Annotated in this window: 21 protein-coding genes and 3 tRNA genes; 7 read left to right on the top strand and 17 right to left on the bottom strand. The window is 59.4% G+C overall.

The genetic code is table 11. The features are described from left to right. Positions 1–137: 137 nt before the first annotated feature. The 6 genes from clpX to AD659_RS10395 all read right to left on the bottom strand — a co-directional run bounded on the left by clpX (position 138) and on the right by AD659_RS10395 (position 4,329). Positions 138–1,421 (bottom strand): ATP-dependent Clp protease ATP-binding subunit ClpX, encoded by a 1,284-nt coding sequence (gene clpX / locus AD659_RS10420; RefSeq protein WP_024778305.1) that lies wholly within the window; start codon positions 1,419–1,421, stop codon positions 138–140. Between the two features lie 112 nt (positions 1,422–1,533). Further along, on the bottom strand, positions 1,534–2,169 hold the full coding sequence (clpP, locus tag AD659_RS10415; protein ID WP_030140021.1) for an ATP-dependent Clp endopeptidase proteolytic subunit ClpP: 636 nt from the start codon (positions 2,167–2,169) through the stop codon (positions 1,534–1,536). A gap of 93 nt (positions 2,170–2,262) precedes the next feature. Continuing rightward, on the bottom strand, positions 2,263–3,573 hold the full coding sequence (gene tig / locus AD659_RS10410; protein WP_053120838.1) for a trigger factor: 1,311 nt from the start codon (positions 3,571–3,573) through the stop codon (positions 2,263–2,265). 420 nt (positions 3,574–3,993) lie between these two features. Next, positions 3,994–4,078, bottom strand: a tRNA-Leu gene (locus tag AD659_RS10405). A gap of 58 nt (positions 4,079–4,136) precedes the next feature. Then, a tRNA-His gene (locus AD659_RS10400) sits at positions 4,137–4,212 on the bottom strand. A gap of 40 nt (positions 4,213–4,252) precedes the next feature. Further along, positions 4,253–4,329: transfer RNA gene (locus AD659_RS10395), tRNA-Arg, on the bottom strand. 281 nt (positions 4,330–4,610) lie between these two features. On the opposite strand from AD659_RS10395, the gene folD reads away from it, so the two are divergent. Next, a complete protein-coding gene (gene folD / locus AD659_RS10390; RefSeq protein ID WP_053120836.1) occupies positions 4,611–5,465 on the top strand; it encodes a bifunctional methylenetetrahydrofolate dehydrogenase/methenyltetrahydrofolate cyclohydrolase FolD in 855 nt (284 codons plus the stop codon). Positions 5,466–5,804: 339 nt separating this feature from the next. Beyond that, positions 5,805–6,743, top strand: coding sequence for a D-alanyl-D-alanine endopeptidase (gene pbpG / locus AD659_RS10385; protein WP_053120834.1), 939 nt, complete (start codon positions 5,805–5,807; stop codon positions 6,741–6,743). Between the two features lie 929 nt (positions 6,744–7,672). Here pbpG and AD659_RS10380 read toward each other — a convergent pair. Beyond that, the gene (locus AD659_RS10380) at positions 7,673–7,870 is read right to left on the bottom strand and encodes a DUF6021 family protein (RefSeq protein WP_053120832.1); all 198 of its coding nucleotides are present in this window, start codon (positions 7,868–7,870) and stop codon (positions 7,673–7,675) included. 99 nt (positions 7,871–7,969) lie between these two features. Beyond that, positions 7,970–8,647 carry a hypothetical protein gene (locus AD659_RS10375; protein ID WP_053120830.1) on the bottom strand — a complete coding sequence of 226 codons (678 nt, stop codon included), beginning with the start codon at positions 8,645–8,647 and terminating at the stop codon, positions 7,970–7,972. A gap of 224 nt (positions 8,648–8,871) precedes the next feature. On the opposite strand from AD659_RS10375, the gene AD659_RS29950 reads away from it, so the two are divergent. Then, positions 8,872–9,036, top strand: a complete 165-nt coding sequence (locus AD659_RS29950) for a hypothetical protein (protein ID WP_167352864.1) — start codon at positions 8,872–8,874, stop codon at positions 9,034–9,036. An 83-nt stretch (positions 9,037–9,119) separates the two neighbouring features. Here the strand turns inward: AD659_RS29950 and AD659_RS10370 are convergent, their stop codons facing one another. Together AD659_RS10370 and AD659_RS10365 are read right to left on the bottom strand one after the other, a co-directional pair. Beyond that, positions 9,120–9,869, bottom strand: coding sequence for a TerC family protein (locus AD659_RS10370; protein WP_053120828.1), 750 nt, complete (start codon positions 9,867–9,869; stop codon positions 9,120–9,122). 26 nt (positions 9,870–9,895) lie between these two features. Continuing rightward, entirely contained in the window at positions 9,896–10,147 is a 252-nt protein-coding gene (locus AD659_RS10365) for a hypothetical protein (protein ID WP_053120826.1), read from the bottom strand. 140 nt (positions 10,148–10,287) lie between these two features. On the opposite strand from AD659_RS10365, the gene nhaR reads away from it, so the two are divergent. Next, positions 10,288–11,184: a transcriptional activator NhaR gene (nhaR, locus tag AD659_RS10360; RefSeq protein WP_053120823.1), complete on the top strand. Its 897-nt coding sequence runs from the start codon at positions 10,288–10,290 to the stop codon at positions 11,182–11,184. On the opposite strand, the gene AD659_RS10355 is transcribed toward nhaR, so the two are convergent. Beyond that, positions 11,181–12,341 (bottom strand): MFS transporter, encoded by a 1,161-nt coding sequence (locus tag AD659_RS10355; RefSeq protein ID WP_053120821.1) that lies wholly within the window; start codon positions 12,339–12,341, stop codon positions 11,181–11,183. The genes nhaR and AD659_RS10355 overlap by 4 nt on opposite strands. 282 nt (positions 12,342–12,623) lie before the next feature. Between AD659_RS10355 and sstT the strand changes: the two genes are divergently transcribed. Beyond that, entirely contained in the window at positions 12,624–13,856 is a 1,233-nt protein-coding gene (sstT, locus tag AD659_RS10350; RefSeq protein ID WP_053120819.1) for a serine/threonine transporter SstT, read from the top strand. 208 nt (positions 13,857–14,064) lie between these two features. Here the strand turns inward: sstT and AD659_RS10345 are convergent, their stop codons facing one another. Continuing rightward, positions 14,065–14,574 (bottom strand): DUF1993 domain-containing protein, encoded by a 510-nt coding sequence (locus AD659_RS10345; protein ID WP_053120817.1) that lies wholly within the window; start codon positions 14,572–14,574, stop codon positions 14,065–14,067. 130 nt (positions 14,575–14,704) lie between these two features. Here AD659_RS10345 and AD659_RS10340 point away from each other — a divergent pair, with 130 nt between their 5' ends. After that, the gene (locus tag AD659_RS10340; protein WP_053120815.1) at positions 14,705–15,352 is read left to right on the top strand and encodes a YceH family protein; all 648 of its coding nucleotides are present in this window, start codon (positions 14,705–14,707) and stop codon (positions 15,350–15,352) included. A gap of 6 nt (positions 15,353–15,358) precedes the next feature. Here the strand turns inward: AD659_RS10340 and AD659_RS10335 are convergent, their stop codons facing one another. After that, the gene (locus tag AD659_RS10335) at positions 15,359–16,180 is read right to left on the bottom strand and encodes a shikimate 5-dehydrogenase (protein ID WP_053120813.1); all 822 of its coding nucleotides are present in this window, start codon (positions 16,178–16,180) and stop codon (positions 15,359–15,361) included. A 259-nt stretch (positions 16,181–16,439) separates the two neighbouring features. On the opposite strand from AD659_RS10335, the gene AD659_RS10330 reads away from it, so the two are divergent. Further along, positions 16,440–16,793, top strand: coding sequence for a hypothetical protein (locus AD659_RS10330; RefSeq protein ID WP_053120811.1), 354 nt, complete (start codon positions 16,440–16,442; stop codon positions 16,791–16,793). 225 nt (positions 16,794–17,018) lie between these two features. On the opposite strand, the gene AD659_RS10325 is transcribed toward AD659_RS10330, so the two are convergent. From AD659_RS10325 to AD659_RS10310, 4 genes are all read right to left on the bottom strand, one after another. After that, on the bottom strand, positions 17,019–18,539 hold the full coding sequence (locus tag AD659_RS10325; protein ID WP_053120809.1) for a nucleobase:cation symporter-2 family protein: 1,521 nt from the start codon (positions 18,537–18,539) through the stop codon (positions 17,019–17,021). Between the two features lie 124 nt (positions 18,540–18,663). Further along, a complete protein-coding gene (locus AD659_RS10320) occupies positions 18,664–19,488 on the bottom strand; it encodes an arylamine N-acetyltransferase family protein (protein WP_053120807.1) in 825 nt (274 codons plus the stop codon). A gap of 115 nt (positions 19,489–19,603) precedes the next feature. After that, on the bottom strand, positions 19,604–20,398 hold the full coding sequence (gene xth, locus AD659_RS10315) for an exodeoxyribonuclease III (protein ID WP_053120805.1): 795 nt from the start codon (positions 20,396–20,398) through the stop codon (positions 19,604–19,606). Between the two features lie 69 nt (positions 20,399–20,467). Further along, positions 20,468–23,044: a bifunctional diguanylate cyclase/phosphodiesterase gene (locus AD659_RS10310; RefSeq protein ID WP_053120803.1), complete on the bottom strand. Its 2,577-nt coding sequence runs from the start codon at positions 23,042–23,044 to the stop codon at positions 20,468–20,470. Positions 23,045–23,215 lie beyond the last annotated feature (171 nt).

The following is a 23,215-nucleotide window of genomic DNA, read 5'->3' as shown; positions in this document are numbered from 1 at the left end:
GGGCCGGAAACAGATGGAAGTAAGCTTGAAACCAAGATGGGGGCAGCCTCGAAAAAAAACAAGCGCTAAGACACGTCTAAAACGCGCTAAAAGCAAAGGGGCCCGAAGGCCCCTTCTTTGTTCCGGCAGCGGGACGCTTAAGCGTCCGGAGCGGCCTTGGCAGCCGGCTCACTGTTTTCATAGATATACAGTGGCTTGGACTTGCCTTCTATAACGCTTTCGTCGATCACGACTTTACTCACCTCGGACTGCGAGGGGATTTCATACATCGTATCGAGCAATACGCCTTCGAGAATCGAGCGCAACCCACGGGCACCGGTTTTACGCTCCAGGGCACGTTTGGCGACCGACTTCAGCGCGTCGGAACGGAACTCCAGGTCTACACCTTCCATTTCGAACAGCTTGGCGTACTGCTTGGTCAGGGCGTTCTTCGGCTCGGTCAGAATCTGCATCAATGCCGCTTCATCCAACTCATCCAGCGTCGCCAGGACCGGCAGACGACCGACGAATTCCGGGATCAGACCGAACTTGACCAAATCGTCAGGTTCGACTTCACGCAGGGACTCACCGACCTTCTTGCCCTCTTCCTTGCTACGCACTTCGGCGTTGAAACCAATGCCACCACGGGTGGAACGGTTCTGAATAACCTTTTCCAGGCCGGAGAACGCACCGCCGCAGATGAACAGGATGTTACGGGTATCGACTTGCAGGAATTCCTGCTGCGGATGCTTGCGACCACCTTGAGGCGGAACGGAAGCGACCGTGCCTTCGATCAACTTGAGCAAGGCCTGCTGCACGCCTTCACCGGAAACATCCCGGGTGATGGACGGGTTGTCGGACTTGCGGGAAATCTTGTCGATTTCGTCGATGTAGACAATGCCCATCTGGGCCTTTTCCACATCGTAGTCGCACTTCTGCAACAACTTCTGAATGATGTTCTCGACGTCTTCACCCACATAACCCGCCTCGGTGAGGGTGGTTGCGTCGGCGATGGTGAACGGAACGTTCAGCAAACGAGCCAGGGTTTCGGCAAGCAGGGTCTTACCCGAGCCTGTCGGGCCGATCAGCAGGATGTTGCTCTTGCCGAGTTCGACCTCGTCATTCTTTTTGTCACGCTGGTTCAGGCGCTTGTAGTGGTTGTACACCGCTACGGCCAGTACCTTTTTCGCACGTTCCTGACCAATCACATACTGATCAAGGATGCCGCTGATTTCTTTAGGCGAAGGCAATTTATGCGCGCTGCTCTCGGCCTGGGCTTCCTGCACCTCCTCGCGGATGATGTCATTGCACAGGTCGACGCACTCGTCGCAAATGAAGACCGAGGGGCCGGCAATCAATTTGCGCACTTCATGCTGGCTTTTGCCACAGAAGGAGCAATAAAGCAGTTTGCCGTTGTCCTCGCCGTTGCGGGTGTCAGTCATTCGATCGATCCAAATCCGATAGGCTTGCAACACAAGATGAAGGCAATTGCAGGCTTTTTCAAGCCCGCAGATGATCGGACTTGCCGATCAACCTCATTTTGAGCAGCTTATTTTAAGCGGGGCGCTGGCTGATCACTTCATCGATCAGACCATATTCACGTGCGGCTTCAGCGCTCATGAAATTGTCGCGATTGGTATCACGCTCGATTTCTTCAAGCGTGCGCCCGCTGTGCTTGGCCATCAAGGTGTTGAGGCGCTCGCGGATGAAGAGGATTTCCTTGGCATGGATTTCGATATCCGATGCCTGGCCCTGGAAACCGCCCAACGGCTGGTGAATCATCACGCGGGAGTTCGGCAGGCAGTAGCGCTTGCCTTGAGCGCCGGCGGTCAGCAAAAACGCCCCCATGCTGCACGCCTGACCGATACAGGTCGTCGAAACGTTAGGCTTGATGAACTGCATGGTGTCGTAGATCGACATGCCCGCCGTCACCGAACCGCCTGGGGAATTGATATATAGATGGATGTCTTTGTCCGGGTTTTCGGCTTCAAGGAACAACAGTTGCGCGCAGATCAGGTTGGCCATGTAATCCTCCACCGGCCCCACCAAAAAGATCACTCGTTCCTTGAGCAGACGCGAATAGATGTCATAGGCACGTTCGCCACGGGCGGACTGCTCGATAACCATAGGGACCAAGCCGCCTGCGGCCTGGATGTCAGAGCTCTGCTGATAAAAAGAATTGCGGGACATGTCTCGCAGTCACTCCCAAATAGTTATGTCTTGAATACGCATAAGCCAGCACGAAGGCTGGCTTATGGGTGTTTATTTCTTACCGCAGAACCATCAATCGGCTTGTGGAGCTTCCACCGGCTTGACCGCTTCTTCGTAAGAGACCGCTTTATCGGTCACGCTAGCTTTCTGCAGAACAGTATCCACAACTTGTTCTTCCAGCACAACCGAACGGACTTCGTTCAGTTGCTGGTCGTTCTTGTAGTACCAGGACACGACTTGCTCAGGCTCTTGGTAGGCCGATGCCATTTCCTGGATCAGTTCGCGAACGCGGGCTTCGTCAGGCTTGAGCTCGAACTGCTTGACCACTTCGGCGACGATCAGGCCCAGCACGACGCGGCGCTTGGCTTGCTCTTCGAACAGCTCGGCAGGCAGTTGGTCCGGCTTGATGTTGCCGCCAAACTGTTGAACAGCCTGCACGCGCAGACGGTTCACTTCGTTGTCCAGCAGGGCCTTTGGCACTTCGATCGGGTTGGAAGCCAGCAGCCCGTCCATGACCTGGTTCTTGACCTTGGACTTGATGGCCTGGCGCAACTCGCGCTCCATGTTCTTGCGAACTTCGGTGCGGAAACCTTCCAGACCGGTTTCCTTGATACCGAACTGGGCGAAGAACTCTTCGTTCAGCTCAGGCAGTTTCGGCTCGGAAACGCTGTTGACGGTCACGGTGAACTCGGCGGCTTTACCCGCCAGGTCCAGGTTCTGGTAGTCCTCAGGGAAGGTCACGTTCAGCACGTGCTCTTCACCGGCCTTGGCGCCAACCAGGCCGTCTTCGAAACCAGGAATCATGCGACCGGAGCCCAGCACCAGCTGGGTAGCCTTGGCGGAACCGCCAGCGAACACTTCGCCGTCGACCTTGCCGACGAAATCGATGTTCAGTTGGTCTTCGTTCTGGGCGGCACGTTCAGTCACTTCGAAACGGGTGTTCTGCTTGCGCAGGATGTCCAGCATCTTGTCCAGGTCGGCATCCGACACGTCAGCGCTCAGACGCTCGACGGCGATGGATTCGAAACCTGCAACCGTGAACTCAGGGAACACTTCGAACGTGGCAACGAACTCCAGGTCCTTGCCTTTTTCCAGCACTTTAGGCTCGACGGACGGCGCGCCGGCCGGGTTCAGCTTCTGCTCGACGACCGCTTCGTAGAACGAAGACTGGATCACGTCGCCCACGGCTTCCTGACGCGCATCAGCTTCGTAACGCTGACGGATCACGCTCATTGGCACTTTGCCTGGGCGGAAACCTGGGATTTTGGCCTTTTGGGCAGTCTGCTGCAGACGCTTGTTGACCTGAGTCTCGATGCGCTCAGCCGGCACGGTGATGCTCATGCGGCGCTCAAGAGCAGAAGTATTTTCAACAGAAACTTGCATGGATATTCCTCGTTGCACAGACGTTGGCCGGGCGTTTCCGACCCCAGAATCAAGGGCATGCATTCTAGTAGGTCAAACTCAAGAAGTCACCCTACTGAAAACGCGCTGGAAACAAGCTCCGGATTTAGGACGGGACAAACGGTCATGCCCCGCCCGGATTGCAAATACAGCCGATTCAGTCCAAGGCTCTGCGCCAACGCTTCTATATATAGAAGCGGCTTGTGCGATCACGCTTTCCTCAGCCCCGCAAAGAGACCGACGGACGTGTCGCGCATCATCACGAAACATATTCGCGACGAAACGAGCGCTGCGCACAGCTCTGAACGGCGCCGATACCAGACCCAAAACCACCAAAAACAAAAACGGCGCAGCCCTTTTCAGGTACTGCGCCGTTCTCTGCTATTTAAATAGCGACTTGTATGGTGCGGACGGAGAGACTCGAACTCTCACACCTTGCGGCGCTGGAACCTAAATCCAGTGTGTCTACCAATTCCACCACATCCGCGTATCAAGCTTTTAAAGCAAAGGCGCCAGATTGTTAGATCTGGCGCCTTTCTAGAATATGGGGTGGACGATGGGGATCGAACCCACGACAACGGGAGTCACAATCCCGTGCTCTACCAACTGAGCTACGCCCACCATATTGCCTTGTTGCCTTACTTGTGCCAAAGCTGCCTAATGGCGCACCCGGCAGGACTCGAACCTGCGACCATCCGCTTAGAAGGCGGATGCTCTATCCAGCTGAGCTACGGGCGCCTTTTTAATCTGTATTCTTGGACGATTACAAACTAAGTGCTTTCAGTTTTACCGAGTTGAAACAACCAACTCCGCTCCACCTTCTTAACCAGTGCTAGGCTGTGCCCGACAAGTGCGACGAATGTTATAGACGGCCTGATAGGTCGTCAACTCTTTTTTAAAAAAAATTCATTTAATTAAAGGGGTTAGGGGAATTTGCAGACCAAGCGCCTTTGCCCTCACGCCCCGGCATGCGAGAATGCGTTCTCTTTTTTTCCCCTCTCGATGGTTAACCACGCGCAATGACTGCACAACTTATCGACGGCAAATCGATCGCCGCCAGCCTGCGCCAGCAGATCGCCCAACGAGTCACCGAGCGTCGCCAGCAAGGCCTGCGCACGCCCGGCCTTGCGGTGATCCTGGTCGGCAGCGATCCTGCCTCTCAGGTTTATGTCTCGCACAAGCGTAAAGACTGTGAAGAGGTCGGCTTCCTTTCCCAAGCCTACGACCTGCCTTCCGAAACCACCCAGCAAGCGTTGGCCGATCTGATCGATCGCCTCAACGACGATCCGAACATCGACGGTGTTCTGCTCCAGTTGCCACTGCCTGAACACCTCGACGCCTCCAAGCTGCTGGAGCGTATCCGCCCGGACAAAGACGTCGACGGTTTCCATCCTTATAACGTCGGTCGCCTGGCCCAGCGCATCCCACTGCTTCGCCCCTGCACCCCCAAGGGCATCATGACCTTGCTGGAAAGCACCGGCGTGGACCTGTATGGCCTCGATGCCGTGGTGGTGGGCGCGTCCAACATCGTTGGCCGTCCGATGGCCATGGAGTTGCTGCTGGCCGGTTGCACCGTGACCGTGACCCATCGCTTCACCAAGGACTTGGCCGGCCATGTCGGTCGTGCCGACCTGGTGGTGGTGGCCGCCGGCAAACCTGGCCTGGTCCGGGGCGAGTGGATCAAGGAAGGCGCCATCGTCATCGACGTGGGCATCAACCGCCAGGACGACGGCAAGTTGGTGGGCGACGTGGTCTACGAGACCGCCCTGCCCCGCGCTGGCTGGATCACCCCGGTACCCGGCGGCGTTGGCCCGATGACCCGCGCCTGCCTGTTGGAAAACACGTTGTACGCAGCCGAGACGCTGCACAGCTGATAGACGCGTCAACAAAGACCCTGTGGGAGCGAGCTTGCTCGCGATAGCGGTGTGTCAGTCAACCTGAGGGTTGGCCGGTCCACCGCTATCGCTAGCAAGCTCGCTCCCACAGGTGTTTCTGGTGTCTGGGCTTTAGCCATCAGGTTCGATCACTTGCACGGATCACGCGAATTACGAATTTTTCAGATTCGATTCGCCAGAATCCTCCTTCATTAAACTTTATTTATTCACAAGCCCTGGCGATACAGGCATATAGCGCTGCTCTCGCCCATACTCCTAGAATGCGACGTTTTAAAGTCGTTGCTCAACGGCACCTTCAACTCCATCGAGTCTACTCGCGTGAAAATCCGTCTATCGATCATCAGCCTGTTCATCGCTTTCACAGGCAGCTTCATCACGCAAAATGTCGTTGCACAGGAAACCATCGCGGCCCCTCGGGATACGGCCAAGCTGCAAGTCGCCTCGGGCAGCGCGATGTTGTTGGACCTGCAGACGGATAAAGTCGTCTACTCGAGCAACCCGGACGTGGTGGTGCCGATCGCTTCGGTGACCAAGTTGATGACCGGCCTGATCGTGCTGGACGCCAAACAGAACCTGGATGAATATATCTCCATCACTATCGCCAACACCCCGGAAATGAAGGGCGTGTTTTCCCGGGTCAAGCTCAACAGCGAGCTGTCGCGCCGGGACGTGTTGCTGATCGCCCTGATGTCTTCGGAAAACCGCGCCGCCGCCAGCCTCGCCCACCACTATCCGGGCGGCTATGTGGCGTTCATCGCCGCCATGAACGCCAAGGCCAAGGCGCTGGGCATGACCAGCACTCACTACGTCGAACCGACGGGCCTGTCGATCCACAACGTCTCCACCGCCCGGGACCTGACCAAACTGCTGATCGCCGCTCGCAAATACCCACTGCTGAGCGAGTTGAGCACGACCAAGGAAAAGACCGTTACCTTCCGCAAGCCGGTGTATAGCCTTGGGTTTCGCAATACCGATCATTTGGTCCACAAGGCCAACTGGGATATCCAGTTGACCAAGACCGGCTTCACTAACCAGGCCGGCCACTGTCTGGTGCTGGTAACGAAGATGGGTAATCGCCCGATGGCGCTGGTGATCCTTGATGCGTTCGGCAAGTACACGCACTTCGCCGACGCCAGCCGGATTCGTAGCTGGGTGGAAACCGGAAAAAGCGCCGCCGTGCCGGCGGTGGCCCTGCAATACAAGGCTGCCAAGAATCTCAAGAGCCGCCAGAGTGGGGTGGTGGAAGCTTCCAAGTAATCCACGCGTCGTCATGCTGTTCACTTAGAAAAAGCGGCGCTTCTTTCAAGTAGAAATGGGGAGCGCCGTTTTTTGCTTGGGTTTTGAGTTTTGGGTGTATATCCGTTTCTTCGGTAACGGCTACTTAGGGTTCCGCTTTTACAGCGGGTCACTTTTGAGAAGCGCAAAAGTAACCAAAACGCTTTTGCCCCACCACTCGGTGCCTCGCTAAGGCTCGGCATGCCTTCACTCCGGCATTGGTTCGTGGGCCGCCGCGAAGGGCCATCCATGGCCCAGCGCGACTAACCCGGCATCCATGCCGGGTTGCCCACGAACCAATGCCTGCGTTCAGCCATCGTGGTTAACGGGGCGCCCGAGATCAACGTCCACCGCGAGGCGGCCTGATAGCCGACCTGGCTCTATGGTGATCGCGTTTCTTCAGTGGGAGCGGGCTTGCTTGCGAAGGCGGTGGGTCCGTTTACGGCGATGTTGGATCGGCCGGCGTCATCGCGAGCAAGCTCGCTCCCACAAAGTTCTGTGGCGTATATGCATTTTGTGGCTGCCGAAAATCCATGTGGGAGCGAGCTTGCTCGCGATAGCGGTGGCTCAGCCACATAAATGTCGGCATGTGCCCCGCTCTTGCTCTTGCTCTGCTTCGGATCTTGATCTTGATCTGGACGCCCCGTTAAACCACGCTGGCCGAACGCAGGCATTGCGCAGTGGGCATCCCGGCATGAATGCCGGGATGGCCCTTCGCGGCGGCCCACGGAGCAATGCCGGAGTGAGGGCACACCGAGCCTAAGCGAGGTGCCGAGTGGTGGGGCAAAGCGTTTTTGGTTACTTTTGGCTGGTCCGGCTCCCGGCTTTTCCAAAAGTGACCCGCTGTAAGAGCGGAACCATAAGCCGCCGTTACGCAAAAAACTGATATACACACCAAACCACGCGTCTATCTACGGCTTCAGGTCACCCAGCGGATCATAAGACTTGGGCTTGCCCTCACCCTTCTTCTTGTCCAGAGGTGCCTTGGCCGGCCCTACCGGATCGACCTGAGGATCCTCAAGATCCGGCGAGTCCGGATCGAACCCCAAATCATCACCACTGGAATGCTCGGAAGAATGTGGCCCCGTAGGTGTTTTCGACTGTGCCATGCCTGCCTCCTTTAATCACGGTCGGAAAATGCCAACCCTGACGATAAGAGCCTCAGGCCTGTCGGGTCGTGCCCGGCAAGTGACGAACGGGGCGATCGATCAATGCGCCGCGCCGAGAGCCTTGGTGGCCCGCGCCGCCGCTTGCTCCTGCCCTGCCCCGGCCAGATCGGCCGCCGCTTTCAGCCAACGCTGCGAATCGACATTAGCTGGAAGCTGCGTGGGCCGCTGAACCAGCACCGCCCAGCCACCCGCGCTCTGGAAGGCCGATTCGAAGGCACTGAAACTCATCAACTGCCGACGATTCATGCCTGCACGCAACAACACCGTCTGCTTCTGACGATTGTAGCCGGCAAGAATCCCATACCGAGGTGCGGCCCAAAACGCCGAACCGTCGACATAGCGCACCAGCACCGGATAACCCGCCGCGATTTGCTCCAACAAGGCGGGCAGCTTGGCGTCGAGGGGATAGACCAGCAGCCCGTATTCCCGCGCCAGGGTGGGCATGCTCTGCTGCAAACCGGCTTCGCCACCGGGTAGGTGCAAGGGTTTTTCCAGCAGCCCCGGGGTGATCACCGTGCCTTGCAATGTCAGCAGGGCGGCCAGGGACTGCGGGGCGCCCTGGTGCATTTCGCCACGGTAGAACGGCACGCTGTTGAGCTCCACCCGCTCGGGCAGGCGCTGGATCTGCGGCGACACATTGCCCGCACACCCCACCAGGGCGACGAGGCAGGACACCACCAGTACCATTGATCGAAACGATGGAATGACCGACGACATGACGACTCTCTTGTTCAGGTACCCGGCATCCGGGCCAGGCTTGGGCCGACGATCATAAAGTGCGCAAAGCCCCGGGTATAGCCATAACCATCGTTTTACGATGGCGATAGAACGAACCGATCCATCCCTCGGTGCCTCAGATCGACGAGCTGCAACATTTGAGCGACTAGACTGTCCATTGTACTGGGTGCGTTATCCCGGACCAGGGATAGAAGGAGGCACAGATGAGCCTGACGACGACAATCCTGATGCTGATATTCGGCTGGCTGAGCGTAGCCACGGCCATGTTGTGGGGGGTGCTTCGAATCGCTCGGCGCCATTATCACGCGCCACCTGCGCCATCGGAAAAAGCCGCCGAGCCTGCCCGGCGCCACGCCGCCGCGCACTGACCTCTTACGTTCAAACCCATCGTTCTCAAATCCAAAAAAAAGCCACCCGGGCCTGGACCCGGGTGGCTTCTGTCTGCCTGGAATCAAGCGTTGTCGGGCAACGCCTTTTCCTTGGCCCTGCGGGACAACATGTTCAACACCTCGATCGCCGCCGAAAAGGCCATGGCCGCATAGATATAGCCTTTCGGTACATGGGCGCCGAAACCTTCAGCGATCAGCGTCATGCCGATCATGATCAGGAAGCCCAGGGCCAGCATGACCACGGTCGGGTTGTCATTGATGAACTTGGCGAGCGGTTCGGCCGCCAAGAGCATCACCAGCACCGAGACGACGACGGCGATGATCATGATCGGCAAATGCTCGGTCATGCCCACGGCAGTGATGATGCTGTCGATGGAGAACACCAGGTCCAACATCAGGATCTGACCGATGGCCGCCGCAAAGCCCAGGGTCACACCGGACGTGGCCGATTTCGGATCATTCGGCGCCGGGTCCATGCTGTGGTGGATTTCAGTGGTCGCTTTCCACAGCAGGAACAGGCCGCCGGCAATCAGGATCATGTCCTTCCAGGAAAACGCCTGGCCCAGGATTTCAATGACCGGTTCGGTCAACTGCACAATGAAGGCAATGGTGCTCAACAAGCCCAGGCGCAGGATCAGCGCCATGCCGATACCGATCCGCCGCGCCTTGGCACGATGCTGTTCGGGCAGCTTGTTGGTCAGAATCGAAATGAAGATCAGGTTATCGATGCCAAGCACGATTTCCATCACGACCAGAGTCGCCAGGGCGATCCACGCGGTGGGGCTGGCGGCGAGCTGTAAAAGATAATCCATGGGTCAGTCCTGACTGATGTGACGCGTTAGATGGTTTTGGTAGGGGTTTGTGTTTCTTCGGCTTCGTCCGCCGGCTCTTTCTTGGGCTTGATCAGCCCGCCGGTGGCTTCGCTGAGCGCCTGTTCGGCGGCCTTGTGGGTGTCGTCGATGGCCTGTTTGGCGGTTTCCGCTGCCTGCCCCATCAATTGCTGAGCGCTTTTTTCAGCCTGCTCACAGCCCACCAGCGTCGTTGCGGACATTACCAACAGGGCTGCAAGCCCCAAGGATTTATAGGTCATGGAATGAATGCCTCTTTGGAGAATAGAAGGAGCACAAAAAGTGGCCCACCAATGGCCAGGCATTCTAGAGAGGCGAATACTTCAGGAAAATTCGTATTTTCAGCGGTTATACTTCGGTTTTTACGAAGCGATATGAACCCATGCTCAATTATCGACAGCTGCATTACTTCTGGGTGGTGGCGAAAACCGGCAGTATCGTGCGGGCATGCGAGCAGTTGAACCTGACCCCGCAGACCATCAGCGGGCAGATTTCCCTGTTCGAGCAAACCTATCACATCAAATTGTTTCGTCGTGTCGGGCGGCAGTTGGAACTGACCGAAGCCGGCCGCCAGACGCTGCCCTACGCCGAGCACATGTTCCAGTTGGGCGGTGAGCTGGAACTGATGCTGCGGGCCCAGCCCAACGAGCAGCAAACCCTGTTCAGGGTCGGGGTGGCGGACGTGGTGCCCAAATCCATCGTCTATCGACTGCTGGCGCCGACCATGGAATTGAGTGAACCGCTGCGCATCACCTGTCGCGAGGACAAGCTTGAACGGCTGCTGGCGGACCTGGCGATCCAGCGCCTGGACCTGGTGATTTCCGACAGCCCGATGCCAACTCACCTGGACATCAAGGGCTACAGCCAGAAACTGGGGGAATGCGGGATCAGCTTTTTCGCCACCGCCGCGCTGGCCGAACGCTACGGGCGGGATTTCCCCCATGGCCTCAATGACGCCCCACTGCTGATTCCCGGACCGGAAACCGTGGTGCGCAGCCGCTTGCAACGCTGGTTCGCCGAACAGCAGATCCAGCCGCGCATCGTCGGCGAGTTCGACGACAGCGCCTTGATGCAGGCCTTCGGTCAATCCGGCAGTGGGATTTTCATCGGCCCGAGCGTGATCGCCGAAGAGGTCAAGCGTCAGTACGGCGTAGAAGTGATCGGCCAGACCGATGCGGTGAGTGAATCCTTCTACGCCATTTCCGTGGAACGCAAGGTCAGCCACCCTGGCATCGTCGCGATTGCCGAAGGTGCCCGTCGCGAGTTGTTCAGCGTCTAGCTATCCATGCAAGTGGCGCGGGGCTTGAAGGTCATCAGGAGCAACGCCAGCAGAATCGATACAAAAATGAACCCGGCGGCCGCGAACCCGACACTGCCCAGGCCCAGGGTATCGATGACCCGGCCACCGATCATCGCTCCCAGGCCAATCCCCAGGTTGGCCCCGGCAATGTTCAACGAAGCGGCAAACGCCGGGGCCTGCGGGGCTGCCTTCATCAGCCGCACATGGCTGACCAGGAACAATGCGGCCTGGGTCACGCCCCAGATGCCCATCGCCGCCGCCAACGCGAGGGGCGAATGAATGCTTGGGACCAACGCCACCATGCCGCCGATCAGGAACAGGCAGAACACCATCGACGCGATCAGCGGATGTCGGTCCACCGCACGACCACCGAGGGAGTTGCCCAGCAGCCCGACCGCGCCGAAGCCCATCAGGCACCAGCCCACCAGGGTGCCATCGAACCCGGCGAGGCGCTCGAGGATATCCGCCAGATAGGTGTAGGCGGTGAACATGCCGCTGAACACCAGGATCGACAACAGCACGTGCCCTTGCATCAACGGATTGCGCAGGATCTTCAATTGCGAACGGAAGCTCACCTGATGCTGATGCAGGTTGGTTTTCGGCAAGTAGAAAAACAGCAGCAACGCTTTGGCGAAGGCAATGACCGCCAGGATCGCAAACGCGCTGCGCCAGCCAAACGCATCGGCAATCAATGTACCCACTGGAATACCAAACACTGTGGCGCAGACGATGCCGAAGCCGATCCGGGCGATGGCCCTTCCGGCCAGCTGCGGCCCGACAATGTCCACCGCCGTTTCACTGGCCAACGCCCAGAACACCGGCAGGCCCAAGGCCGGGATCAACCGGGCAAGGGCCATTACCCAGATGTTGGGGGCGAAGGTGGCCAGCAGGTTGGCCAGGCCGAACATCACCAGCACGCTGATAAACAACTTGCGCCGCTCGAAACGAGCGAACCAGGCCGTCAGGAATGGCCCGAACGCCGCCACCGTAAACGCGAACAGCGTCACCAGCAGCCCGGCCTGGGGAATGCTGACGTGCAGGTCGCGGGCAATGGAAGGTAACAGGCCAACGATGACGAATTCCGTGGTCAGCACGGTAAAACCGGCGGCCGACAACAGGAAGATGGGTAACAACATGTAGAACTCCAGCAAAACGACGACACCAGCGTTAGCCCTGGGGCCCGCTGGCGGAAAAAAAGTGAGAGTGACAAAGCCTAACAGAATGCGCGCGTCATACAAACGCTCGGCATGGCCCGGATAAGGGTGACGGACTGTCACAGGTCCGTCAGATTTTTCACCGGCTGTGCTAAAGTCCGCGGCCTGCAAACGCCGTACTTTCTCTCGGTCCGCTCATGTGGCCTGCCCGCTTGTTGCCCTGATCCGTCGACCGTTGAACACAATAAAATCAGAGATGCCGCTATGACAGCTTCGTCCGTTACCCCTTTGCAACGCCTCAAACGCACCAGCCTGGTGACGCAAATCATCATTGGCCTGATCGCCGGTATTGTCCTGGCATGGCTGGCGCCCGACGTGGCGAAGTCCACCGCCTTCATCGGCAAGGTCTTCGTGTCCGCCCTCAAGGCCGTGGCGCCGATTTTGGTATTCGTGCTGGTCATGGCGTCGATCGCCAACCACAAGCATGGCCAGGAAACCCATATCCGCCCCATCCTGTTCCTCTACCTGCTGGGCACGTTCGCCGCGGCGGTGGTCGCGGTGGTCGCCAGTACGCTGTTTCCCTCCAACCTGGTGCTGTCGACCCAAGACGTCGCGGTCACAGCGCCCGGTGGCATCAGCGAGGTGCTACAAAGCCTGCTGCTGAGCGTGGTGGATAACCCGGTCCGGGCGCTGATGGACGGTAACTTCATCGGCATCCTGGCCTGGGCCATCGGCATGGGCATCGCCATTCGTCATGCTGGCCAGACCACGCGCACCGTGCTCGAAGACCTGTCCAACGGTGTAACCGTGATCGTGCGCCTGGTCATCCGCTTCGCCCCGCTCGGGATCTTCGGGCTGGTGGCCTCGACCCTGGCCACGTCCGGCTTCGACGCCCTGCTCGGCTACCTGCACCTGCTGACCGTGCTGATCGGTTGCATGCTGTTCGTGGCGTTGGTAGTCAACCCACTCATCGTGTTCTGGAAACTACGGCGCAACCCTTACCCGCTGGTGTTCACCTGCCTGCGCGAGAGCGGCATCACAGCGTTTTTCACCCGCAGCTCGGCGGCGAATATTCCGGTGAACCTGGAACTGAGCAAACGCCTGGGCCTGCACGAAGACACCTATTCGGTGTCGATTCCACTGGGCGCGACCATCAACATGGCCGGCGCCGCCATCACCATCACCGTACTGACCCTGGCGGCCGTGCATACCCTGGGTATTGCGGTGGACCTGCCAACGGCCGTACTGCTGAGCGTTGTCGCCGCCATTTGCGCCTGCGGTGCGTCCGGGGTGGCCGGCGGCTCGCTGTTGCTGATACCCCTGGCGTGCAGCCTGTTTGGCATTCCCAGTGAGATTGCCATGCAAGTGGTCGCAGTGGGCTTCATCATCGGCGTCCTGCAAGATTCGGCGGAGACGGCGTTGAACTCGTCGACGGATGTGCTGTTCACGGCGGCGGCGTGCCTGGGTGAGGAAGAGAAGCTCGCGCGTACGGCGTAACAACGGTGGCGGCTGTTCGGTCGCCATCGCGAGCAAGCTCGCTCCCACAGGGGGTTTATTGTGTAGCGGCCATTGTGTGAGCGCCACTGCCACTGTGGGAGCGAGCTTGCTCGCGATAGCGGCGGCACATCCACCAAGGATATGACCTGCAGCCACAAAAAAGCCCGGGAACGGCCCAAACCGTCCCGGGCTTTTTCATGCCTGCGGGTTAGAACGCGCCCATGTAGTCGCGCTTGCCCACTTCCACGCCGTTGTGGCGCAGCAAAGCGTAGGTGGTGGTGACGTGGAAGAAGAACTGCGGCAGGCCGTAGGTCAGCAGGTAGTTCTGGCCGCTGAAGCGCTTCTCCTTTGGCGTGCCCGGACGGGTGACGATTTCGATGCCTTCCTTGCCATCGATCTGCTCAGGCTTGATGTCGCCGATGAAGGCCAACACCTTGGCGATCAGGGCTTGCAGCTCGGCGAAGGTAGTCTCGCTGTCGTCATACTTCGGCAGCTCGACCTCGGCCAAGCGCGCGGACACACCCTTGGCGAAATCCACCGCGATCTGCACCTGGCGCACCAGCGGGAACATGTCCGGGTACAGACGGGCTTGCAGGAAAGCGTTCGGGTCGATGTTCTTCGCGGTGGCGTGGGCTTCGGCCTTGTTCAGAACGTCGCTCAACGCGTTGAGCATCTGCTTGAAAACCGGGACGGAAGCGGCGTACAGGGAAATAGTCATGGCAATCTCATGCAGGTGGCAGGAAAGAATGAATCAAACGGCTGCGATTATAGCCACGGCTGGTTGCACGGCTTGTCTTTTATTGCGCAAGGATTAGGCTAGGCGGCTTCCACAGCATAGGGAACGCGCGATGAGCATCGAAGAACAACAGCAGGCTGAAGAACCACGGCTCAATAGCACGGAAATCCGCATCCTCGGCGCATTGGTCGAGAAGCAGGCCACCAACCCCGAGACCTACCCGCTGACGCTCAACGCCCTGGTACTGGCCTGCAACCAGAAGACCAGCCGCGAACCGGTGATGAACCTCAACCCCGGCCAAGTCGGCCAGAGCCTGCGGGCGCTGGAAGGTCGTGGCTTCACCAAGCTGGTGATGGGCAGCCGCGCCGACCGCTGGGAACATCGGGTCGACAAGGCGCTGGAGCTGGTGCCGGCCCAGGTGGTCCTGATGGGCCTGCTGTTCCTGCGCGGCCCGCAAACGGTCAATGAGCTGCTGACCCGCAGCGGACGGATGCACGACTTCGAAGACGCCGAGCAAGTGGTGCATCAGCTCGAACGCCTGATCGCCCGAGGGCTGGCGTTGCTGGTGCCACGCCAGGCCGGTCAGCGCGAGGACCGCTATGTGCACGCCATGGGCGACCCGGCGGACATCGAAGCGATTCTCGCCGCCCGCCAGCACCCGGTGGAGCGCGGTGCCGGCGGCGGTGTCTCGCTGGAACGCATCGAAGAACTCGAAGCGCGGATCGCGGCGCTGGAAGAACGCTTGGCGCGGCTGGAATAGCAGCGCCTACGCCGACCGGGCGAAGGCCACGGCTTTTTCGAATTGCTCCAGGTTGGGCCGCACGCCGGTGTACAGCACGAACTGCTCCAGGGCCTGGATCGCGATGACTTCCAACCCGGTGATGACCCGTTTGCCGTCGGCCCGGGCGCGTACGATCAGGGGCGTTTCCGACGGGATCGCCACCACATCGAACACGGTCTCGGCCGCGGCGATGGTTTCGGGTTCAAACGCCAATTGGTCGGCTTCCGGGCCGCCGGTCATGCCGATCGGCGTGACGTTGATCAGCATCTGTGGCCGCCGGGTATCGAGTTCCGCTTGCCATTCATAGCCCAGGGACTCGGCCAGGGCGCGCCCGGCGGTCTCATTGCGGGCGACGATCAGCCCATTCTTGTAGCCCCCGTCGCGCAAGGCACTGGCCACCGCCTTGGCCATGCCGCCACTGCCGCGCAGGGCAAAGGTCGAATCCTTGGGCACGGCGTGGCTGTGCAGCAATTGGGCGATGGCAATGTAATCGGTGTTGTAGGCCTTCAAATGGCCGTCGGTATTGACGATGGTGTTGATCGACTGGATCGCGGCGGCGGAAGGATCCAGTTCGTCTACCAGGGCAATGCAGGCTTCCTTGAACGGCATCGACACGCCGCATCCGCGAATGCCCAAGGCGCGGATACCGCCCACCGCTCCAGGCAGGTCCTGGCTGCTGAACGCTTTGTAATAGAAATTCAGGCCCAATTGTTCATACAAATGGTTGTGAAAGCGCAGGCCGAAGTTTCCGGGACGCCCCGAGAGTGACATGCACAGTTGGGTGTCTTTGTTGGGATTGATCTGCATGCGTGTCTCCTTGCATTCACTTTCGGACAGACGGAACGCCGCCCCAAAAGGTTCGTTCGATGATGATACCGCCCGGCCCGGCCCGATCTCAGGCCGCTGGGTGACTTGGCGCGGTAAAGAAAAGCGCTACAGACCTTACACAATATTTACCCAACGGCGTCGTAAATCCTGAGAAAATCGCTGTCATAGCAAGTATCCCCGCGACCCTCATCGGGTCTGTTGCAGACCACAGGCGCCGGGGCCGAAACGAGGAACAGCCATGAATCGTAGACTTCCCATCATCGCCCTGCTCATGGGGGCACTCGCGGTCACCGGCCAGGCATCCGCCCACGGTCGTGGTGGTTGGGAGGGGCCCGCCGTGTTTGGTGCTATCGTCGGTTCGGCCATCGTTGGCTCGGCCATCATCAACCGTGATCGGCCGGTGTATGTGCAGCAACAACCGGTCTACTACCAACCGCAGCCGGTCTATGTGCAGCAGCCCCCGCCGGTCTACTACCAGCCGCAGCCGGTGTATGTGGAGCAGCCGATCTACTATCGCCCGGCGCCGGTGTATTACGGGCCACCACGGGGCTACTACTACGGCCCACCCCGCGGGCATTACGGCCGCTGGTAATTAGCCTCCCGAGCGAAAAAAAAAAGCCTGTGATCAGTGATCACAGGCTTTTTCATGTCCGCTGAATAACCCGATTTATTGTAGGAGCTGTCGAGTGCAACGAGGCTGCGATCTTGTTCCAGACGATTGAGCCGAGAGCGAAAGATAAAAATCAAAAGATCGCAGCCTTCGGCAGCTCCTACCACAGCCCAGCGGGAGCAAGCTCCCTCGCCACAGAGGTAATCGTCAGACGTGCTCGCTGCTTTTCAGTCGGATCGGCCCATGCTCCGCCGCCTCTTGAACAGGCTCCGCCACCACCGGAATCTCGTTGCCATCGCAATCATGCAGCTTGCCGTCGCTGAAATAATCGCCTTCGCGCAGCGCCGCCAGGTCCTGGTAGCGCAACACCCGTTCGGTACCGGCGGCGAAGACTGACTGCTGGTCGGAGTTGCCCGTGGTGAAGTGGTTGAACGCCAGGTTCAGCACGATCGCCATGATCGCCGAAGAACTGATGCCCGAATGAAAGATGGTCGCGAACCAGCTTGGAAAATGGTCGTAGAAGTTCGGTGCGGCGATGGGAATCATGCCGAAGCCGATGGAGGTGGCGACGATGATCAGGTTGACGTTGTTGCGGTAGTCGACTTTCGACAGCGTGCGGATGCCACTGGCCGCCACCGTGCCAAACAACACGATACCGGCACCGCCCAGCACCGAGGTCGGCACGGCGGCGATCACCCGGCCCATGAACGGCAGTAGGCCGAGTACCACCAGGAACACCCCACCAGTCGCTACCACGAAACGACTCTTGATCCCGGTGACCGCCACCAGCCCGACGTTCTGGGCGAAGGCACTCTGGGTGAAGGAACCGAAGATCGGCGCGATCATGCTCGACAGCATGTCGGCCCGCAGACCATTGCCCAGGCGCCTCGAATCGACCTTGGTGTCGATGATCTCGCCCACCGCCAGGATGTCGGCGGAGGTTTCAACCAGGGTGACCATGATCACAATGCACATCGACAAGATCGCAGCGATATGGAACGTCGGCATGCCGAAATGGAACGGGGTCGGGAAGCCGAACATCGGGCCCTGGCTGACCGATGAAAAATCGGCCATGCCGAGGAACACCGCGATGACGGTACCGATGACCATCGCCAACAGAATCGACAAGCGCGAGATGGTCGCGCTGCCCATTTTGCTCAGCAGCAGCACCAATACCAGGGTCACTGCGGCCAGGCCAATGTTCGCCATGCTGCCAAAATCGGCGGCGTGGCTGTTGCCACCCATCGCCCAACGCGCCGCCACCGGCATCAGGGTCAGGCCGATGGTGGTGATGACAATGCCGGTGACCAGTGGTGGAAAGAACCGGGTGATGCGGGAAAACACCGGGGTGATCAGCAAACCAATCAGGGACGCTGCGATCACCGCGCCTAGGATGGCTTGAAAGCCCCCTTCCCCGCCGCTGCCGACAATCGCCACCATGGTCGCGACGCCCGAAAACGATACGCCCTGCACCAAGGGCAGCTGGCAGCCAAAAAACGGCAGGCCGAGGGTTTGCAGCAATGTGGCCAGGCCTCCCGCGAACAATGACGCGGCAATCAACAGACCGATGTCCGCCGGCGAAAGCCCGGCCGCCTGGCCGATGATCAACGGCACGGCGACGATACCACCGTACATGGTCAACACATGTTGCAGGCCGTAAGCCATATTCGCGCCGACGCCGAGGTTTTCGTCCTCGGGCCGTGGGAGTGAAACATGGGGCGTTTTCATGGTTCGGGGATTCCCTGTTTTTTGTTATGCGCACACTGTATTCAAAATCTAGGACAAATGTCCATAGAGTTGTATACAACTTGTTGCGTGCACATTTGGAACAGATACCCGGTCAACCACTCAGTTATTCCTGGAACAACCCCACGATCGCAGGCCGCAACAGCTCGCGCAGCGGTACGCGCAGGCTGAATTCCTGCTCCAGCAAATCGATCAGCTCATCGGCATCGGTGATCACGCGCCGCTCGCTCTCCTGCCCTATCCGGTGCACGGCATAGCTGTTGCCGTTCAAGGTCTTGCGCAGCCCATCACCAGTGCGGGCCACCATTAACCGGCCCATGAACGGCGACTCAGGGTGGTTGCAGACGTACCAATTGCCGACGGTATAGTCGATGTCTTCCTGGCGTTGCAGGTCGAACAGGTACATCGGTCGCCATTCGTCGGCAACGTTGGCGCGCAGCAGGTAACCGTCCGCATGGGTCTCGATGCGGTACGGCTCATGGGGCGTCACCTGAACATCACGGCTGTCCAGCAGCAGCGGTGCGGTGGGCACCATGCCGCCAAAGCCGACATCGGTGATGTAGCGCACGCCGTCGATCGTCACCAGGCTCAGCCGATGGGTCCGGGCAGTCCAGGCGCCCTCAGGCGCGTTCATCACTACGCGCCCGGTGATGCCGCGGGCGTCGAAACCCAGTGTGTGCAACAGCACCAGGAACAACTGGTTGAGTTCATAGCAATAGCCGCCGCGCCCGTCCTCGAAAACCTTGCGCTCGACCGATTCAAGGTCGATGGGCACGGGCTGACGCAGCAACGTCGAGAGGGTTTCGAAAGGGAATTCAGCGGTATGGCGCCATTGCAACTGACGCAGCGTGTCGAGGGTCGGCGCCGGTGGTGCATCGAAACCCAGGCGCCGCAGATAGCGGGCCGTATCGCTCAGTTGGGGGTGACTCATGAGGGGTGTCCTTTTCCGGGTTCGGCACGGCGCTCAGAACAAGCGCACGGCTAATGGCGCCAGGTATAAGGCATTCCCTTCACAGAGACAACAATCGACCGGGCCCCCTGCCCCGTCAGCGCCGTTTGCGCGAAGCCAGCCGGATCCAGGTGGGTGCATGGTCGCTGGGGTGGGGCTGGTTCCTGACCCAGGCGTCCACGCCAGCCTCGCTCAGGTAGGCGCTGGCGGCCGGGTTGAGCAACAGGTGATCGATGCGCAGTCCGGAGTTCTTTTGCCAGTGCTGGCGGAAATAATCCCAGAAGGTGTAGATCCGCTCGTCTGGATACAAGTGGCGCAACGAGTCGGTCCAGCCCTGGTCCAGCAAGCGCTGGTAGCAGGCACGGCTTTCGGGCTGCAACAGCGCATCCTTGAGCCAGGAGCGCGGGTTGTAGATGTCGTCGTCGGTGGGCACCACATTGTAGTCACCGGCCAGCACCACGGGATGATCACTGGCCTGCAACCCTTGGGCGTATTCGATCAGGCGTTCGAACCAGGCCAGCTTGTAGTCGAATTTTGGACCGGGTTGCGGATTGCCGTTGGGCAGGTAAAGACACCCCACCAGCACGCCGTGCACCGCTGCTTCCAGATAGCGACTGTGGCTGTCGTCATCCCCACCCGGCAGGCCTCGACGGCTCTCCAATGGTTGCGCATCACGGGCCAGGATCGCGACACCGTTCCACGATGCCTGCCCGTGCCAGATCGCCCCATACCCCACCGACTCCAACTCCGCCGCCGGGAAGTCCTTATCTGCGGCCTTGAGTTCCTGCAAACAGACAATGTCGGGTTTCTCCCGCTCCAGCCATTCCAGCAGGTTGGGCAGCCGGGCCCGGATGCCATTGATGTTGAAGGTCGCAATCCGCAGGTTTTTCATAGGGCCGGTACTCGAAATGCCACGTTACTGGCTGTGACCGTCAACCAGACGCGGTGGTTGCAACGATCTTCATGAGCCCGTTTTAGTTAGGGGCCGGCCGTTTTCCAGCAATTGCGCAAAGGCTTGTTTGTCGATCGGACGGCTGAGGAAATAACCCTGTACTTCATGGCATTGATCCGAGCCCAATGAACCGAGCTGGGCCAGGGTTTCCACTCCTTCGGCGGTGACCGTCAGCCCCATGGCCTTGCCCAGGTTGATGATTGCCTGCACCACGGCGCGGTCGTTGCTGCTGTTGCTCATGGAGGCGATGAAGCGCTTGTCGATCTTGATGCCATCGAACGGATAGGTGCGCAGGTAACCCAGGGACGAATAACCGGTACCGAAGTCGTCCATGTTCAAGCGCACGCCCAGTTCCTTCAAGGCGTTCATGACCTGAAGGGCGCCATCGACGTCGTTGAGCATCACGTTTTCGGTGATCTCGAGTTCCAGCCGACTCGCCGGAAAACGGGTTTCGATCAACACCTGTCGCACATCTTCCACCACGTCGCTGCGCTCGAACTGCGCCGGCGACAGGTTGACCGAAACCATCAGTTCCCCCGGCCAGGTCAGCGCGGTTTCGCAGGCCTCACGCAATACCCAACGAGAAAGCGGGACAATCAGGTCGGTTTGCTCGGCCAAGGGAATAAAGGCATCAGGGCCCAACAAGCCTTGGGTCGGATGCTGCCAGCGAACCAAGGCCTCGACCGCCACGATCTCCCGACCATCGACGGTGTAGCGCGGCTGGAAATGCAGGACGAATTCGTTTTTCTTCACGGCCTGGCGCAGGTCGCTTTCCAGTTGGCGACGATGCTGGATCTGATCGTTCATTTGCGAAGCGAAATAACACCAGGTTTTCTTGCCTTCGGACTTGGCCTGGTACAAGGCAATGTCGGCACAGCGGATCAACTCACCGGGCACATAACCCTGGCGCCGGCTCACGGCGATGCCAATGCTGGCGCCAATGTGCAACGAATGGGTTTCGTAGAGAATCGGTTGCTGCAGGCTGTCGATCAACCGCTCACAGAATCGATCGATCTCCGTGGTGTGTTCCATGCCGTTGAGCACCACCACGAACTCGTCGCCCCCCAGCCTCGCCACCAGGTCTTGCTCGCGGGTGCTGTCGCGCAGCCGCTGAGCCACTTCCAGCAACACCGCGTCGCCTGCCGGGTGGCCGAGGGAATCGTTGATCGGCTTGAAATTGTCCAAGTCCACCATCAGCAACGTCAGGGGTGCGGCATGCTCCTTGGCCACCAACGCATCATCCAGGTACCGCGCCAGCTTGTTGCGGTTCGGCAGGCCGGTCAGCGCATCGTGCATCGACAGATGCTGGACCTGGGCGTGAGCCGCCACTTCATCGGTGATGTCACTGGCGGTACCGCGGTACCCCACCACTTCGCCCTTGGTGTAGATCGGGCGCGCCGACACCCGACAGAAGCGCAATTGCCCGGAATGATCGCGGTAGGAACAGCGTAAGTTGCTGGCGTTCTGTTCTTCCGTCAGCTTGCCTAACCAGAGGGCAATCGGCGTGGTGTCGCAATACAGCAGTTGCTCGATATCCTGCCCCAGCCATTGCTGGTCGGAAAATCCAGTGACCGTATTGAAACGCCCAGACAGATAAGTGATGCGCTGCTGCCCATCGATTTCCCAGATCCAGTCGGAGGCCGCCTCGGCCACGGCCCGGAAGCGCTCTTCGCTGGCCTCAAGGGCATGTGCAGATTTTTCGAGGCTGTCATAACTGGCATCCACATGCCGTGCCGTGCGCATTGCATAGCGAAAGAAGTAAGCGGTGAGCAGTGCCAGGATCAGCAACGCGCCACCCAGCGGCGGCACCAGTGACCAGAGCAGGTGCTGGCCCGGTCGCTCCAACCGGGACACCAGGCTATAGCCGGTACTGTCCAGCGGCACAGCTGGCTGGCCGGGCTCGAGTTCGGTGTCTTTCTTGAGATTCAAATCGGTGAGGCCATAACTCTTGCCCATTTTGCGCAGTTTGACCGGCGTCAGTTGGTCAACGAACAGCAGCACCGAAGTGCCTTTGGCCTCGACCTGGGGTCGTTCGTCATTGGGCAGAATCACCGACGCGGTGACAACGGCCGGCCAGCCCTCGAACAGCGTGTAGCGAATCGTCGACATCGTCAGGTCGGGCTGTGTCTGGAGCTGGTCCACCAGCGCTGGCAGCGGTGTGTCCATATAAACCGAGGCATCATCCTGGACATTGCGCCCGCGCACCACGGCATATTTGGTGCGTTGCCGATCAATGACAAACACCCCTTCGTATTCGTCATTGGTGAACAGGGTCTTGCCCATGTTCTGTTCGGCGTAGGCCCATTGCACATCGACTTCACCGTTGAGGTGGTCGTAGGCCGTGGTCCAATAGGCATAGCTGGCGATGTAGTTTTTCGAAGCGGTGATGCGATTCTCGAGGGCGCGCTCGATATAGAAGTGCGTCTTGCGCACGTCCTCCGCGTCGAGCTTTTGTGCAATGTTCAACAGCGCGGCGATCGCCACCAGGACGCCCAGGACAAACAGCCCCGCGACGGCCACGACCAGGCGACGGGTAATCGGCGTGTGACGCGCGGTGCCTGAAGGGGTATCGGCAGTGGAATCCATTGACCTGCTCCTATCCTGTCAACGCTGGCCTCGATACCTGGAGGAATGAGGACCGGGGCCAGTCGCTCCTAACCTTAGCAGCCACTGTTCGATCAGTTGGCGAGCCCACGTTTTTTTGCGAAAGAGCCTACACACTTCTTGAGGGTCACCAGCGCGATGCTTGAAGAGTTG

Source organism: Pseudomonas thivervalensis, from assembly GCF_001269655.1.
GTDB classification, from domain to species: Bacteria; Pseudomonadota; Gammaproteobacteria; order Pseudomonadales; family Pseudomonadaceae; genus Aquipseudomonas; species Aquipseudomonas thivervalensis.
This window is presented reverse-complemented; position numbering and strand designations above follow the sequence as displayed.